The sequence below is a fragment of the Ramlibacter sp. G4-7 genome, assembly GCF_057784995.1.
In genome coordinates, this window is the sequence record NZ_JBYNTT010000002.1 from 302,308 (window position 1) to 315,279 (window position 12,972).

19 protein-coding genes are annotated in these 12,972 nt (G+C 69.9%); 14 read left to right on the forward strand and 5 right to left on the reverse strand.

All coding sequences use genetic code 11. The features are described 5' to 3' along the window. The first annotated feature begins 4 nt into the window (after nucleotides 1-4). The 6 genes from guaA to AC3EGR_RS04410 are packed head-to-tail and all read left to right on the forward strand — an operon-like array spanning nucleotide 5 to nucleotide 5,056. The gene (gene guaA / locus AC3EGR_RS04385) at nucleotides 5-1,618 is read left to right on the forward strand and encodes a glutamine-hydrolyzing GMP synthase (RefSeq protein WP_488545220.1); all 1,614 of its coding nucleotides are present in this window, start codon (nucleotides 5-7) and stop codon (nucleotides 1,616-1,618) included. A 7-nt stretch (nucleotides 1,619-1,625) separates the two neighbouring features. After that, nucleotides 1,626-1,892 (forward strand): DUF5710 domain-containing protein, encoded by a 267-nt coding sequence (locus AC3EGR_RS04390; RefSeq protein WP_488545221.1) that lies wholly within the window; start codon nucleotides 1,626-1,628, stop codon nucleotides 1,890-1,892. A gap of 35 nt (nucleotides 1,893-1,927) precedes the next feature. Continuing rightward, entirely contained in the window at nucleotides 1,928-2,551 is a 624-nt protein-coding gene (locus tag AC3EGR_RS04395; RefSeq protein ID WP_488545222.1) for an FMN-binding negative transcriptional regulator, read from the forward strand. Further along, nucleotides 2,548-2,754 carry a hypothetical protein gene (locus AC3EGR_RS04400; protein WP_488545223.1) on the forward strand — a complete coding sequence of 69 codons (207 nt, stop codon included), beginning with the start codon at nucleotides 2,548-2,550 and terminating at the stop codon, nucleotides 2,752-2,754. The genes AC3EGR_RS04395 and AC3EGR_RS04400 overlap by 4 nt, the downstream gene beginning before the upstream one ends. After that, complete coding sequence (tadA, locus tag AC3EGR_RS04405) at nucleotides 2,751-4,139, forward strand: tRNA adenosine(34) deaminase TadA (protein ID WP_488545224.1); 1,389 nt, start codon at nucleotides 2,751-2,753, stop codon at nucleotides 4,137-4,139. Before AC3EGR_RS04400 ends, tadA begins: the two co-directional genes overlap by 4 nt. Continuing rightward, a complete protein-coding gene (locus AC3EGR_RS04410; protein ID WP_488545225.1) occupies nucleotides 4,136-5,056 on the forward strand; it encodes an LD-carboxypeptidase in 921 nt (306 codons plus the stop codon). Before tadA ends, AC3EGR_RS04410 begins: the two co-directional genes overlap by 4 nt. A gap of 52 nt (nucleotides 5,057-5,108) precedes the next feature. Here the strand turns inward: AC3EGR_RS04410 and AC3EGR_RS04415 are convergent, their stop codons facing one another. After that, nucleotides 5,109-5,453: a hypothetical protein gene (locus tag AC3EGR_RS04415; protein ID WP_488545226.1), complete on the reverse strand. Its 345-nt coding sequence runs from the start codon at nucleotides 5,451-5,453 to the stop codon at nucleotides 5,109-5,111. A gap of 180 nt (nucleotides 5,454-5,633) precedes the next feature. Further along, nucleotides 5,634-6,083 (reverse strand): universal stress protein, encoded by a 450-nt coding sequence (locus AC3EGR_RS04420; protein ID WP_488545227.1) that lies wholly within the window; start codon nucleotides 6,081-6,083, stop codon nucleotides 5,634-5,636. 198 nt (nucleotides 6,084-6,281) lie between these two features. Between AC3EGR_RS04420 and AC3EGR_RS04425 the strand changes: the two genes are divergently transcribed. From AC3EGR_RS04425 to AC3EGR_RS04435, 3 genes are all read left to right on the forward strand, one after another. Then, a complete protein-coding gene (locus AC3EGR_RS04425; RefSeq protein WP_488545228.1) occupies nucleotides 6,282-6,668 on the forward strand; it encodes a response regulator in 387 nt (128 codons plus the stop codon). Nucleotides 6,669-6,688: 20 nt separating this feature from the next. Beyond that, on the forward strand, nucleotides 6,689-7,474 hold the full coding sequence (gene fnr, locus AC3EGR_RS04430) for a fumarate/nitrate reduction transcriptional regulator Fnr (protein ID WP_488545229.1): 786 nt from the start codon (nucleotides 6,689-6,691) through the stop codon (nucleotides 7,472-7,474). A gap of 90 nt (nucleotides 7,475-7,564) precedes the next feature. Continuing rightward, nucleotides 7,565-7,933: a chaperone modulator CbpM gene (locus AC3EGR_RS04435; RefSeq protein ID WP_488545230.1), complete on the forward strand. Its 369-nt coding sequence runs from the start codon at nucleotides 7,565-7,567 to the stop codon at nucleotides 7,931-7,933. Nucleotides 7,934-7,943: 10 nt separating this feature from the next. Here the strand turns inward: AC3EGR_RS04435 and AC3EGR_RS04440 are convergent, their stop codons facing one another. Then, nucleotides 7,944-8,834 (reverse strand): ribose-phosphate pyrophosphokinase, encoded by an 891-nt coding sequence (locus AC3EGR_RS04440; protein WP_488545231.1) that lies wholly within the window; start codon nucleotides 8,832-8,834, stop codon nucleotides 7,944-7,946. Between the two features lie 179 nt (nucleotides 8,835-9,013). On the opposite strand from AC3EGR_RS04440, the gene AC3EGR_RS04445 reads away from it, so the two are divergent. After that, on the forward strand, nucleotides 9,014-9,895 hold the full coding sequence (locus tag AC3EGR_RS04445) for a hypothetical protein (RefSeq protein ID WP_488545232.1): 882 nt from the start codon (nucleotides 9,014-9,016) through the stop codon (nucleotides 9,893-9,895). Between the two features lie 3 nt (nucleotides 9,896-9,898). Here AC3EGR_RS04445 and AC3EGR_RS04450 read toward each other — a convergent pair whose 3' ends face one another. Next, a complete protein-coding gene (locus AC3EGR_RS04450) occupies nucleotides 9,899-10,276 on the reverse strand; it encodes a TraR/DksA family transcriptional regulator (protein WP_488545233.1) in 378 nt (125 codons plus the stop codon). Nucleotides 10,277-10,586: 310 nt separating this feature from the next. Here AC3EGR_RS04450 and AC3EGR_RS04455 point away from each other — a divergent pair, with 310 nt between their 5' ends. Then, on the forward strand, nucleotides 10,587-10,907 hold the full coding sequence (locus AC3EGR_RS04455) for a hypothetical protein (RefSeq protein ID WP_488545234.1): 321 nt from the start codon (nucleotides 10,587-10,589) through the stop codon (nucleotides 10,905-10,907). A 64-nt stretch (nucleotides 10,908-10,971) separates the two neighbouring features. On the opposite strand, the gene AC3EGR_RS04460 is transcribed toward AC3EGR_RS04455, so the two are convergent. After that, complete coding sequence (locus AC3EGR_RS04460; protein ID WP_488545235.1) at nucleotides 10,972-11,298, reverse strand: DUF2231 domain-containing protein; 327 nt, start codon at nucleotides 11,296-11,298, stop codon at nucleotides 10,972-10,974. 161 nt (nucleotides 11,299-11,459) lie between these two features. On the opposite strand from AC3EGR_RS04460, the gene AC3EGR_RS04465 reads away from it, so the two are divergent. From AC3EGR_RS04465 to AC3EGR_RS04475, 3 genes are read left to right on the forward strand one after another with little or no spacing between them, the layout of a single operon-like run. Beyond that, nucleotides 11,460-11,978: a DUF4142 domain-containing protein gene (locus tag AC3EGR_RS04465; protein WP_488545236.1), complete on the forward strand. Its 519-nt coding sequence runs from the start codon at nucleotides 11,460-11,462 to the stop codon at nucleotides 11,976-11,978. After that, nucleotides 11,975-12,283, forward strand: coding sequence for a cupredoxin domain-containing protein (locus tag AC3EGR_RS04470; protein ID WP_488545237.1), 309 nt, complete (start codon nucleotides 11,975-11,977; stop codon nucleotides 12,281-12,283). Before AC3EGR_RS04465 ends, AC3EGR_RS04470 begins: the two co-directional genes overlap by 4 nt. Then, nucleotides 12,280-12,972: an RNA polymerase sigma factor gene (locus AC3EGR_RS04475; protein WP_488545238.1), complete on the forward strand. Its 693-nt coding sequence runs from the start codon at nucleotides 12,280-12,282 to the stop codon at nucleotides 12,970-12,972. The genes AC3EGR_RS04470 and AC3EGR_RS04475 overlap by 4 nt, the downstream gene beginning before the upstream one ends.

Genomic DNA, 12,972 nt, shown 5'->3' on the forward strand with positions numbered 1-12,972 from the left:
CCTCATGCAACACGACAAGATCCTCATCCTCGACTTCGGCTCGCAGGTCACGCAACTGATCGCCCGCCGCGTGCGCGAGGCGCACGTGCTTTCCGAAGTCCACCCTTGCGACGTGTCGGACGAGTGGGTGCGCCAGTACGCGGCCGACGGCAGCCTCAAGGGCGTGATCCTCTCCGGCAGCCATGCCAGCGTCTACGAGGAGTCCACGGACAAGGCACCGCAGGCCGTGTTCGAACTGGGCGTGCCGGTGCTGGGCATCTGCTACGGCATGCAGACCATGGCGCAGCAGCTCGGTGGCAAGGTGGAGCCCGGGCACAAGCGCGAGTTCGGTTTCGCCGCCGTGCGCGCGCGCGGCCACACCGAGCTGCTGCGCGACATCGCCGACTTCACCACGGCCGAAGGCCACGGCATGTTGAACGTCTGGATGTCGCACGGCGACAAGGTCGTCGAGATGCCCCCCGGCTTCAAGCTGATGGCCTCCACCGAGAGCTGCCCGATCGCCGGCATGGCGGACGAGGCGCGGCGCTTCTATGCCGTGCAGTTCCACCCCGAGGTCACCCACACCGTGCAGGGCCGCGCGCTGCTGGAGCGCTTCGTGCTGGGCATCTGCCGGGCGCGTCCGGACTGGGTGATGCGCGACCACGTCGCCGAAGCCGTGGAAGCGATCCGCAGGCAGGTCGGCGACGAGGAAGTGATCCTGGGCCTGTCCGGCGGCGTCGACTCCTCGGTGGCCGCGGCGCTGATCCACCGCGCCATCGGCGACCAGCTCACCTGCGTCTTCGTCGACCACGGCCTGCTGCGGCTGGACGAAGGCGACATGGTGATGGACATGTTCGCCGGCAAGCTGCACGCGAAGGTGGTGCGCGTCGACGCCAGCGAGCTCTTCCTGGGAAAGCTCGCGGGCGTGAGCGAACCGGAACAGAAGCGCAAGATCATCGGCGGGCTGTTCGTCGACGTCTTCAAGGCCGAAGCGGCGAAGATCAAGCAGACGCACCAGCGCCACGTGGCCTGGCTGGCCCAGGGCACCATCTATCCCGACGTGATCGAGTCCGGCGGCGCCAAGAGCAAGAAGGCCGTGACCATCAAGAGCCACCACAACGTCGGCGGGCTGCCGGAGCAACTGGGCCTGAAGCTGCTGGAGCCGCTGCGCGACCTGTTCAAGGACGAAGTGCGCGAGCTCGGCGTGGCCCTGGGCCTGCCGCCGGAGATGGTCTACCGCCATCCTTTCCCCGGGCCGGGCCTGGGCGTGCGCATCCTGGGCGAGGTGAAGAAGGAGTATGCGGACCTGCTGCGGCGGGCCGACGCCATCTTCATCCAGGAGCTGCGCAACTTCCGCGACGAGCCCACCGGCAAGACCTGGTACGAGCTCACCAGCCAGGCCTTCACCGTGTTCCTGCCGGTCAAGAGCGTGGGCGTGATGGGCGACGGCCGCACGTACGACTACGTGGTGGCGCTGCGTGCGGTGCAGACCAGCGACTTCATGACCGCCGACTGGGCGGAGCTGCCTTACGCGCTGCTCAAGAAGGTCTCCAGCCGCATCATCAACGAGGTGCGCGGCATCAACCGCGTGACCTACGACGTGAGCAGCAAGCCGCCCGCCACGATCGAGTGGGAGTGAAGACGGGATGCGCACCAACCTGAGCGTGCCGTACGCGGAAAAGGACGAAGCCAAGGCGCTGGGCGCCCGCTGGGATCCGGCGCGCAAGTGCTGGTACGTCCAGGACGCGCGCGACCTGGCGCCCTTCGCACGCTGGCTGGCGCCAGAGGGGGGCACCGCGCCGACAGGCGCTGCCGCGAAAGTTCCGCGCACCGGGCCTGCGCAGCCGCCGGCCCATTGCGGATGCGACGTGCGGCCCTGGGAGCCCTGCGTCCACACGCCATCGGGGCGCTGAAGCGCCGCCTGCGGGGTACGCGGCACAATGCGCCCATGTACCAGCCGCCCCAGTTCCGCTCGCAGGACCCCGCCATCGCGGCGCAGCTGATGCGCGCGTATCCCTTCGCCAGCCTGGTCTCCACGGACGACGGCGGGTTTCCCTTCGTCTCCCACCTGCCGCTGCACCTGGAGGAGGCCGACGGCCGCTTCATGCTCTGGGGCCATTGTGCGAAGCCCAACCCGCACTGGCGCTACCTGCAGGCGCGGCCCGAGGCGCTGGTCACCTTCCTCGGCCCCCACGCGTACCTCTCGCCGCAGGTCTATCCGGACCGCTCCCGCGTCCCGAGCTGGAACTACCTGGCCGTGCACTGCAAGGTCCGCGCGCAGCTGGTGGAGGACGGCGAGGGCAAGGATGGCCTCCTGAAGAAGCTCATTGGCGACCACGAGCCCTCATACGTGCAACAGTGGCGTGACCTCGGCGCCGAGTACCAGCAGAAGATGCTGGCCGGCATCGTCGGCTTCCGGCTCGACGTGGTGGAATGGGCGTGCAAGCTCAAGCTCAACCAGCACCGGCCGGAGGCGCACGCGAAGATGCGCTCGGAATACGCGGCCGGCGGCGAGCAGGAGCGCGCACTCGGCGCCTGGATGGCGCGGCTGGGGATGGAGGGCAAGCAATGAGGGCTGTGTTCAGTATCGTGGGGTTGCTGGTCGTGCTGGCGATCGTCGGCGTGCTGGTGAAGAAGCAGGTGAGCGCGGGCGTGGCGCCCACGGCCAGCGGCGCACCGGCCGCGGCGACGCCGCAGCAGCAGGTGCAGCAGTTCCAGAAGGCTGCGGAAAGCGCCATGCAGCAGGCGCGTCCCATGCCCGAAGAGCCCAAGTGACCGGGGCCGCCGAGCGCGACGCGCACTTCATGCGCGAGGCGCTCGCGCAGGCGCAGCGCGCGCTGGCGGCCGGCGAGGTGCCGGTCGGCGCCGTGATCGTGCACGGGGACCGCGTCGTGGGCCGCGGCCACAACGCGCCCGTGGGCAGCCACGATCCCACGGCGCACGCCGAGATCCGCGCGCTGCGCGAGGCGGCCCAGGCCCTGGGCAACTACCGCCTCGACGGCTGTGAGCTGTTCGTGACCCTGGAGCCCTGCGCCATGTGCAGCGGCGCCATGCTCCACGCCCGGCTCGCCCGCGTCGTGTACGGGGCGGCCGACCCCAAGACCGGCGCCGCGGGCTCTACCCTGGACCTGTTCGCGCAGGGGCGCCTGAACCACCAGACCGCGATCGCAGGCGGCGTTCTCGGCGCCGAATGCGGTGCGCTGCTCACCGAGTTCTTCCGCCGCCGCCGGCAGGAGACGCGGGCGAAGGCCCAACCCCTGCGCGACGACGCGCTCCGTACGCCGGAGGAGCGCTTCCGTGGCCTGCCGGACTACCCGTGGGCGCCGCACTACGTGAACGACCTGCCGTCGCTGGCCGGCTTGCGCATGCACTACCTGGACGAGGGTCCGCGCGAGGCACCGGTGACCTGGCTGTGCCTGCATGGCAACCCGGCCTGGAGCTATCTGTACCGCCGCATGGTGCCCGTCTTCCTCGCGGACCGCGGCCGCGTGGTCGCCCCCGACCTGGTCGGCTTCGGCAAGAGCGACAAGCCCAAGCGCGAAAGCGCGCACGGCTTCGAATGGCACCGGCAGGTGCTGCTCGAGTTCGTGGAGCGCCTGGACCTGCGCGGCATCGTCCTGGTGGTGCAGGACTGGGGCGGGCTGCTCGGGCTCACGCTGCCGATGGAAGACCCGGCGCGCTACCGCGGCCTGCTGGTGATGAACACGGCGCTCGGAACCGGCGACGCGCCGCTGCCCCCTGGTTTCCTTGCCTGGCGCGAGATGTGCGCGAAGAACCCGGACTTCGGTGTCGGGCGGCTGTTCGCGCGCGGCAACCCGCACCTGCGGCCGCAGGAGTGTGCCGCATACGACGCACCGTTCCCGGACGCCGGCCACCGCGCGGCGCTGCGCGCCTTTCCTGCCATGGTGCCCGACCATCCCGAAGCCGACGGCGCCGCCGTCTCGCGGCAGGCGCGCAACTTCCTCGCCACGCGCTGGGAAGGCCGCACGATGATGGCGATCGGCGCGCAGGACCCGGTGCTCGGCGTGCCCGTGATGCAGGCGCTGCGCGCGCAGATCCGCAACTGTCCTGAGCCCTTGCTGCTGCCGCACGCCGGCCACTTCGTGCAGGAGCACGGCGAGCAGATCGCCCGCTCGGCGGTGGGATACTTCCGGGCGTGACGCAACGCATCTACATCTTTTCCCCCTCGAGCGCCGTGCGCAACAAGGCCGCCGTGCGGCGCGGCATCGCGCGCCTGAAGGCACTCGGACACGAGGTCGAACTCGACCCGTCCGTGTTCTCCACGCACATGCGCTTCGCCGGGGACGACGCCACGCGCCTGGGCGCCATCGAGCGTGCCACCGCCAGCGGCGCCGACATCGCCATCATCACCCGCGGAGGCTACGGCCTGACGCGCCTGCTGCCCGCCATCCCGTACAAGAAGGTCGCCAAGGCGATCGACCGGGGCATGAAATTCGTCGGCCTGAGCGATTTCACCGCCTTCCAGAACGCGGTGCTGGTCGAAACGGGCCGCGTGACCTGGTCGGGGCCGGCCGTGGGCGAGGACTTCGGCGTCGAGGCCGAACCCGACGAGATCATGCAGGCCTGCTTCGAGGACCTCGCGAGCGGGCAGGGCGAGGGAGCGGGCTGGCAGTTGCCGGCCGCCGAGGGCTTCGCGCGTCCGATGCAGGCCAAGGGGGTGCTGTGGGGCGGCAACCTGGCGATCGTCTCCGCGCTCGCCGGCACGCCCTGGCTTCCCCAGGTCAAGGGCGGCATCCTGTTCCTGGAGGATGTGCACGAGCATCCCTACCGCGTCGAGCGCATGCTGACGCAGCTCCTGTACACCGGCGTGCTGCAGAAGCAGAAGGCGATCGTGCTCGGACACTTCACCAACTGGGTGCCGGTGCCGCACGACAAGGGCTTCAAGCTCAAGACGGTGATCGACTGGCTGCGCACGCAGGTCAAGGCTCCCGTCCTGACCGGGCTGCCCTTCGGCCACGTGCCGACCAAGGTGTGCCTGCCGGTCGGTGCCGAGGTGACGCTCGCCGCGGAAGGGCGCGACGCCCTGCTGTTCTGGGGCCACGCGCACGCGCACTGAGGCATGAAAAAAGCGCGGCGATGCCGCGCTGGTCGTCGGGCGCCGGAGGCCCTCAGTTCATCAGGGGGCTGGGGCGCGAGGTCAGGCTGCCGGGAAGCAGGCCCTGGAACATGCGCGTCACGCGCTGCACCTGCTGGCGGGCCCCCATCTCACCGTGCACGGTCGCCAGGGTGGCGAGCAGGTCGCCGCGCAGGTACCAGAGCGCCTGGACGTCGCTGGCATAGCGCACCCGGCGCGTCACGTTGGCGAATTGCCGGCCGCCGGCTTGCGTGAGCAGCGCCAGCATCGCTTCGCGGATGTCCTCGGTGCCCGAATCGAGCACGGACTCGCTCGGATCCAGGGGGTTGCCCAGGAGGCCATAGATGCTTTGCCGCAGAGTGCCTTTGAACCAGCGCATGTTGTTCCCACCGACTTGTATTGGCCTGTGACCGGTCCTGCCAAAGGTATGCCGGGCGGCCGGGGCTGACAAGCCTGGCAAGGTGACGGACTTCACGGAAGGCCGCCGGGCAAGGCGACCTATTCGTAACCGAAGGTCAACAATACGACCTAAGCGTGCGTTTGCCTGGCGGGTGTCGGCTCAGGCCGGCGGCGGGTCGCTGCGGACGGCCAGGACGGGCACCGGCGCCATGCGCAGAACCTGCTCCGCCCCGCTTCCCAGCAGGACCCGGCTCACACCGCGGCGACCGTGGGTGCCGACGACCACCAGGTCGGCCTCCCAGGACCGCGCCTCCGCCGCGATGTCTTCGCCGATGCGCGCCCCCGGGGCGTCCAGCAACTTCGTGTCCGCGGGCACGCCGGCGGCCCGGGCGATCTCCAGGGCGTCGGCCAGCACCTTGGCGGCCCCCTTCTTGCCGACATCCAGCAAGTCCACCACCGGCCCGTAGCCGGTGCTGATGAAAGCCATCGGATCGAGCACGTGCACCAGCCGCACGCGGCCGCCGCCCTCGCGCGCCAGCTGCAAGCCGGCGACCAGGGCCTTGTTCGAGGTGTCGCTGCCGTCCACCGGCACGAGGATGCGCTTGTACATGGCTTGCCTTCCGTTCGCATTGAGATCCCCCATGGTGGGACGACGCAGCGCGCGACCGCTTGATGCGGATCAAGCCAGGCGGCTAGGACGATTCCTAGGGACCCTAGTCCCGCGCGCCGCGGCGATTCGGACTCCTCCGAGCCAGCGATTCAGCCGGCTCCGATGTCGCGAATCCGGCCGGATGCCCATAGTGCAGGCATGACCCCGAACGGCTGCATCAAGGTGTTCCTCGCCGACGATTCGCTGCAGATCCGCGAGCGCGTCAACGCGCTGCTCGGGGCGGCCGACATCGCCATCGTGGGCGAGGCCGCCACGCCGGAGAGCTGCATCGCCGGCATCCTGCGTTGCCACCCCGACGTCGTCGTGCTGGACGTGCAGCTGGAAGGCGGCAGCGGATTGCAGGTGCTCAAGGCCGTGCGCCTGGCGGACCCGCAGGTCGCCTTCGTCGTCTTCAGCAACAACTCCGCCCCGGCCTACCGCAAGCGCTACCTGGGCGAGGGCGCCGTGAGCTTCCTGGACAAGAGCACCGAATTCGACCAGCTGGCCCGTGCCGTGGAAACGGCAGGGCGGCACGCGGTCCATTGAACAAGCCAGAAGGAGGGAACATGACCACCGCCACCGCTTCCGTCGCCACCATCCACTTCATCGACCGGGCGCACGCCGGCGACGCCGCCTGCACGCCGGCGCCGCTGGTGACGCAGTGCTCCAGCTGCCACCTGAAGGACCTGTGCCTGCCCTGCGGCCTGACGGGCAGCGACGTCGAGCGGCTGGACGGCCTGAGGTTCGCGCGCCGCCGGATCAAGGAGGGCCAGGCGCTGTACCACGAGGGCGACCGTTTCCAGTGCATGTACGCGGTGCGCAGCGGCACCTTCAAGTCCACCCTGAACCTGAAGGACGGGCGCGAGCAGGTCACCGGCTTCCAGATGGCCGGCGAGCTGCTCGGGTTCGATGGCCTGGCCTCGGGCAAGCACGCCAGCAGCGCCGTGGCGCTGGAGGATGCCGAGATCTGCGCGATCCCCTACGCCCACCTGAGCGAACTGGCCGCCACCAGCGTCGACCTGCAGCACGTGATCTCCCGTCTCATGAGCCGCGAGATCGTGCGCGAGCACAGCCTGATGATGCTGCTCGGGTCGATGAACGCCGAAGAGCGCCTGGCCGCCTTCCTCCTCAACATCTCGCAACGGATGAAGGCCCGCGGCTACTCCGCGAGCGAATTCCACCTGCGCATGTCGCGGGCGGAGATCGGCAGCTACCTGGGCATGAAACTGGAGACCGTCAGCCGCACTTTCTCCGCCTTCGCCCAGCAGCGCCTGCTGGAAGTGGACAAGAAGCACGTGCGGATCACGGACCTGGCGGGCCTGCAGCGCGCGTTCGACCTGCGTGTCCAGTGATCGGGGCGGCCCCCTGGATGGCGCGGCACGGCGTAAGCTGTGCCGGTGCGCGCGCGGCCTTGCGCGCCACTCCTGCGAAGGAGGCCTGCCATGGCCACTGAAATTCCCGACCTGACCTGGCTCGACCCGCTGCGCCGCATCGGCCAGGATGAACTCGCGCTGATCTGCAGCATGAGCACGGCGCAGCTGGACGAACTGGTGGAATACGGCTCGCTGGTGCCGGCGATGGGGGGGCCCGGCAGCCGGGAGTACAGTGCTGCCTGCGTGCCCCCGCTGCTCGAGGCGGCGCGCCTGCACTCCCATTACGACCTGGACCTGTTCACCGTCAGCCTGCTCCTGGGCTATCTGCAGCGCATCGCGCAGCTGGAGCATCAATTGCGCGCGCTCAACGTGCACGTCCCGCACCCGCACACCCTGCCGCGTGAGGGGCCTACGCCCTGGCGCGAGCCGCACGCCTGACGCGCGCGTTTCAGGCGGACAGCTGCCCGCGGAGGGCTTCGGCCAGCAGCGGGGCCACCGCGATGGCATTGGTCGCGTGCGGCACCGTGTCGCAGCTGGCAATGCGCGCGATGCCGGCGCGGTGCAGCATGTCGACCCCCGGGGGATCGAGCAAGGCATGCACGCCCACGCACCAGGGCCGGGCCCAGCCCGCCTCCCGCAGCACCTTCGCCGCGGTCGCCATGGTGTGGCCGCTGGAGATGATGTCGTCCACCAGCACCGGGGTGCGACCGTCGTGCGCGGCGCCTTCGGGCAGCGTCACCTGCACGTCCCGGTCGCCGCGGCGGACCTTGCTCATGACGACGTGCGGCGCGCCCAGCCGGCGCGCCACGTCCGCGACCCACTGCTCGCTCTCGCTGTCGGGGCCGACCAGGATCGGCCGCTCCACTTCGCGCCGCACCCAGGCGGCGATCGCCGGCGCCGCGGCGACCACGCGGGTGGGAATCGTGTAGATCGCGTCCAGGCTGGGCAGGCGGTGCAGGTGCGGGTCGATGGTGAGCAGGAAATCGACCGTCGAGGACAGCAGTCGCGCGTAGCTGCGCGAGGTGATCGCCTCGCCCGCCCGGAAACGCTCGTCCTGCCGCATGTAGGGTAGGTAGGGCGCCACCAGGCCCAGCTCGCGCGCGCCCAGCTCCCGTGCGGCGTCGGCGGCGAACAGCAGCGGCAGCGTCTTGTCATCGGGCCGATCGAGGTGCGCCACCAGCAGCACGCGGCGGCCGTCGACGCCGGTGCGCAGCCGCACGACACCTTCGCCGTCGGGGAAGCGGTGCAGCTCGAGCGTGCTGGCGCCGCAATGCAGTTGCTGCGCGAGTGTTTCGGCCAGCCTTTCCGCGCCGGGCAGGGCCAGGATGATGGTGTCCATGCGTCGTCTCCGCGCGCCACCCTGGGTGGGCGGCGCCGCAGGCGCAAGGTTACGCCAGTTCGCGGAAGCGACCGGGGGCGCGGCCGAAGTCTGCAAGCACAAGCCGGGAAGCCTGCCTCGGCAGGCGGGGAATTGCGTTTTCACACGTCGCCTTCGCGCGCAGCGCCTATCGTTGCGTGATGAACAAGAAACCCTGGATGGCGCTGCTCGCGCTCGCCCTGTCGCTTCCCTTGCTTGCGCACTCCGCGGGCGCGCTCGGACCCGCCGCGCTGCAGGGCCGCCATGCCGCGCTGGCCCCGGAACTGGCGAGCAACGCCTTCGGCGGCCCGCTGGTGCTCAAGTCGGAGCAGGCCTCGCGCCGCGTCGACGGCGAGGTGTATGCGATCCTCGATCACCCGTTCCCCAAGGTCGCGGCCGCGCTGTCGGACCCGGGCCAGTGGTGCGAGATCCTGATCCTGCACCTGAACACCAAGTACTGCCGGCGCGTGCAGGAGCAGGCCGGCACGACCCTGGACGTGCGCATCGGCAAGAAGGACCCGCAGTCCCTCGAGTCCGCCTCGCGCCTGGCCTTCAGCTGGCGCCCCCCGGTCGTGAAGCCGGACTATGTCGCCGCGACGCTGGAGTCCGGCGACGGACCCTACGACACGCGGGACTACCGGCTGCTGGCCGAGGCGGTGCCGCTGGACTCCAATCGCACCTTCCTGCACATGGGCTATGCGCTCAGCCATGGCCTGGCCAGCGAGCTCGCCATCAAGGTGTATCTGGGCACCACGGGGCGGGACAAGGTGGGCTTCACGCGCCTGGATGCGTCGCGGTCGGATGACGACGCCTTCGTCGGCGGCATGCGGGGCGTCGTGGAGCGCAACACCATGCGCTACTACCTCGCCATCGATGCCTACCTGGATTCGCTGGCGGCGCCGCCGCAGCAGCAGCTCGAGCGGCGGCTGCAGGCCTGGTTCGAGGCGACCGAAAAGTACCCGCGCCAGCTGCACGAAGTCGAACGCGACGCCTACCTGCGCATGAAGCGCGGCGAGGTGGAGCGGCAGGCCGCGGCGCGCTGAGCGTCAGCGCCTGGGCGCGGGCCGCTCGTGCGCGGCCTGGCAGCCGGTGCAGAAGGCGGTGGCCGGCAGCGCCCGCAGGCGGCGCTCGTCGATGCGGTCGCCGCAATCCGCGCATTCCCCGTAGGTGCCGGCGTCCACCCGCCGCAGGGCGGCCGCGATCTGTTCGAGTTCGTCGGCCGCGTGGGCGCGCGTCACCTCGTCGACCACGGCCCGCGTGTCCTGCGCTGCCATGTCCTTGAAGTCGGTCACCTCGCCGGGGGCGTCCAGCGTGATGCCGGCGACGGCGGCCGCTTGCAGCAGCCCCTGCAGCTCGCTTGCCCGCTCGCGCAGACGCGCCGCGAATTGCTGGACCAGCAGGGGAGAGGAGGCGCTCGGGTTCATGGCGGGGCCCGGAGGACGATGCCGTTCATTTTGGTCCGTCGACGGGCGGCCGCCTTGATCTGGAGCAAACGGCTGCGTCTGCAAGCCGCCGTCCATCGTCGTGCCAGCGACGTTACACGGACCAGCACGGCGCCTTATCGCTGAGTGCCCGATGCAGCAACTTTCGTGTGCCCGCAAGCTCGGCGCGGTAAGAGGCCGTAAAGGCGCCGGCAGGGGCTGGGAAGCCACGCGTCGATCCCAAAAATGGGAGGCACGGACGGCGAGATGGTCTTGCCGCCGCGACCCGATCCAGTACACACGGAGGTGAATCATGAAAGTGAAATCCATGGCGGCCGTTCTCGGCCTCGGCGCAGTCCTTGCGACCGGCGCGTTCGCGCAGCAGTCCGGCCTCGTCAACGTCGATGTTCACAATGTCGCGAACAACATCGCCAAGAACATCAACGTGGACGTGAGCCAGATCCCGGTCACGGTGCAGGTCCCGATCGGCATCGCTGCCACCGTCTGCGGCGTGGGCGCGAACGTCCTCGGGCAGCAACGTAACAGCGGCACCGCGGCCTGCACGGCGAGCAGCACCTCGAGCGCCCTCGACCAACTGGTGCAACGACAGCTCAAGGGAGGCACGCAAGGCTGACCGCAGCCTCGCGCTTATCGACAAGGCCGCTCCACGAGCGGCCTTCGTGCGCGTCGGGGGAAGTTCAGCTGCGATCCGTCTCCCGCACGTCGCCGTCCTTGGCCATGGCGCGCTCGCCCATGCGCGGCATGCGGCCCGCCGCCGTGCTGCGGTTGGAGCTCCTGCGATCGGCGCGCCAGGGATCGTTCGTCGCCGCCGCCGACGCCTCTTCTTGCGTGTGGACGGCGACGCCTTTGAGGTACACCATCTTCCCGCCCAACCAACCGGACACCAGCAGCAGGGCGATCCCGACCAGCGACAGGCCCAGCGCCATGCCGGGCGAGGCGGAATCGCTCGCGCGCGTCCACGCATTCACCACGTAGAGCGTCACCACGACCAGGTTGATCGCCATGTGCGTCAGGACTGGATAGAGGTCCAGTCTGCGCCGGCCGTGGACCCGGCCGGGTAGGACGGAAGCCGACGAAGACTGGCTTGCCGACGGATGGGAAGCGGCCGGGAACGCCGGCCGGAGTCGCGGCGTCCATACCCTCGCAACCCACAAAGGAGTTCCCCATGCGCGCGCGCATCCTCGCAGCCGGGCTGATCGCCGGCTTCACCGCCTTCGGCCTGCATGCCCAGACCGGCCCCAGCGATCCGCAGATCGCCCACATCGTGGTCACGGCCAACCAGGTCGACATCGACGCCGGCAAGCTGGCCGAGAAGAAAGCTTCGTCCAGGGACGTGCGCGCGTTCGGCAAGCAGATGGTCACCGACCACACCGCGGTCAACAAGTCGGCCACCGCCCTGGTGAAGAAGCTGAAGGTCAAGCCCGAGGGCAACGACACGAGCGCGAGCCTGAAGAAGGGCGGCGATGCGAATGTCGCGAAGCTGAAGAAGCTCAAGGGCAAGGAATTCGACAAGGCCTACGTCGACCAGGAGGTCACCTACCACCAGGCCGTGATCGACGCGGTGGACAAGACGCTGCTGCCGTCGGCGAAGAACGACGAGCTCAAGGCGCTGATCGAGAAGGTGCGGCCGGCCCTGGTGCAGCACCTCGAGCACGCCAAGCAGCTGCAGGCGCAACTGAAATGAGAAGAGCCGTCGTTGGCATCGCCGCCGCCGCCTGCCTCCTGCCGGGGCTGGCGGCGGCCGGCACCCGCGTGGTGACCATCGAGGGGATGGCCTTCCAGCCCGCCGAACTCACGGTCCAGCCGGGCGACAAGGTGGTCTGGCAGAACAAGGACGTGGTGCCGCACACGGCGACCGCCAAGGGCGCCTTCGACTCCGGCGCCATTGCTCCGGGCAAGAGCTGGACCTGGACGGCCCGCGGCAAGGGCTCGCACGGCTATGTCTGCATCTACCATCCGGGCATGAAGGCAACGGTGAAGCTGCCATGAACGTCGCCCCGAAGATCGCCACGGCACCGGCGGACGAGGAACTGCTGCCGCGCCTGCGCGCGGGCGACCCCGCCGCCTTCGAGCTGCTGATGCGCCGCCACAACCGGCGCCTGTACCGCATGGCCCGCTCGCTGCTGGGCGACGCCGGCGACGCGGAGGATGCGGTGCAGGAGGCCTACATCGCGGGCTTCCGCTCGCTTGCGGACTTCCGCGGCGAGGCGTCGCTGGCCACCTGGCTGTCACGCATCGTCGTCAACGAGTGCATGACGCGGCTGCGCAGGCAGGCCCGGCGCGACAACATCGTTCCCATCGTGGCGGTGGATGCCTTGCCGCTGGAGGAGGGCGAAGCGATGCAGAACCAGGAAGACAACTCCGCCCGGCCGGAGCCGCCGGACCGGCTGCTGTGGCGGGCCGAAATGCGGGCGCTGCTGGAACGCCGCATCGACCAGCTGCCTGGCCCGTTCCGGGTCGTCTTCGTGATGCGCGCCGTGGAGGAACTGAGCGTGGAGGAAACGGCCCAGGCGCTGCGCATCCCCGAGGCGACGGTGCGCAGCCGCCTGTTCCGCGCGCGCAGCCTGCTGCGCGAGGCGATCGCGCAGGACCTGGACCTGGCCCAGGGCGACGTCTTCGATTTCGACGGCGAGCGCTGCGACCGCATCGTGGCGCAGACGCTGCGCGCGATCACCTGA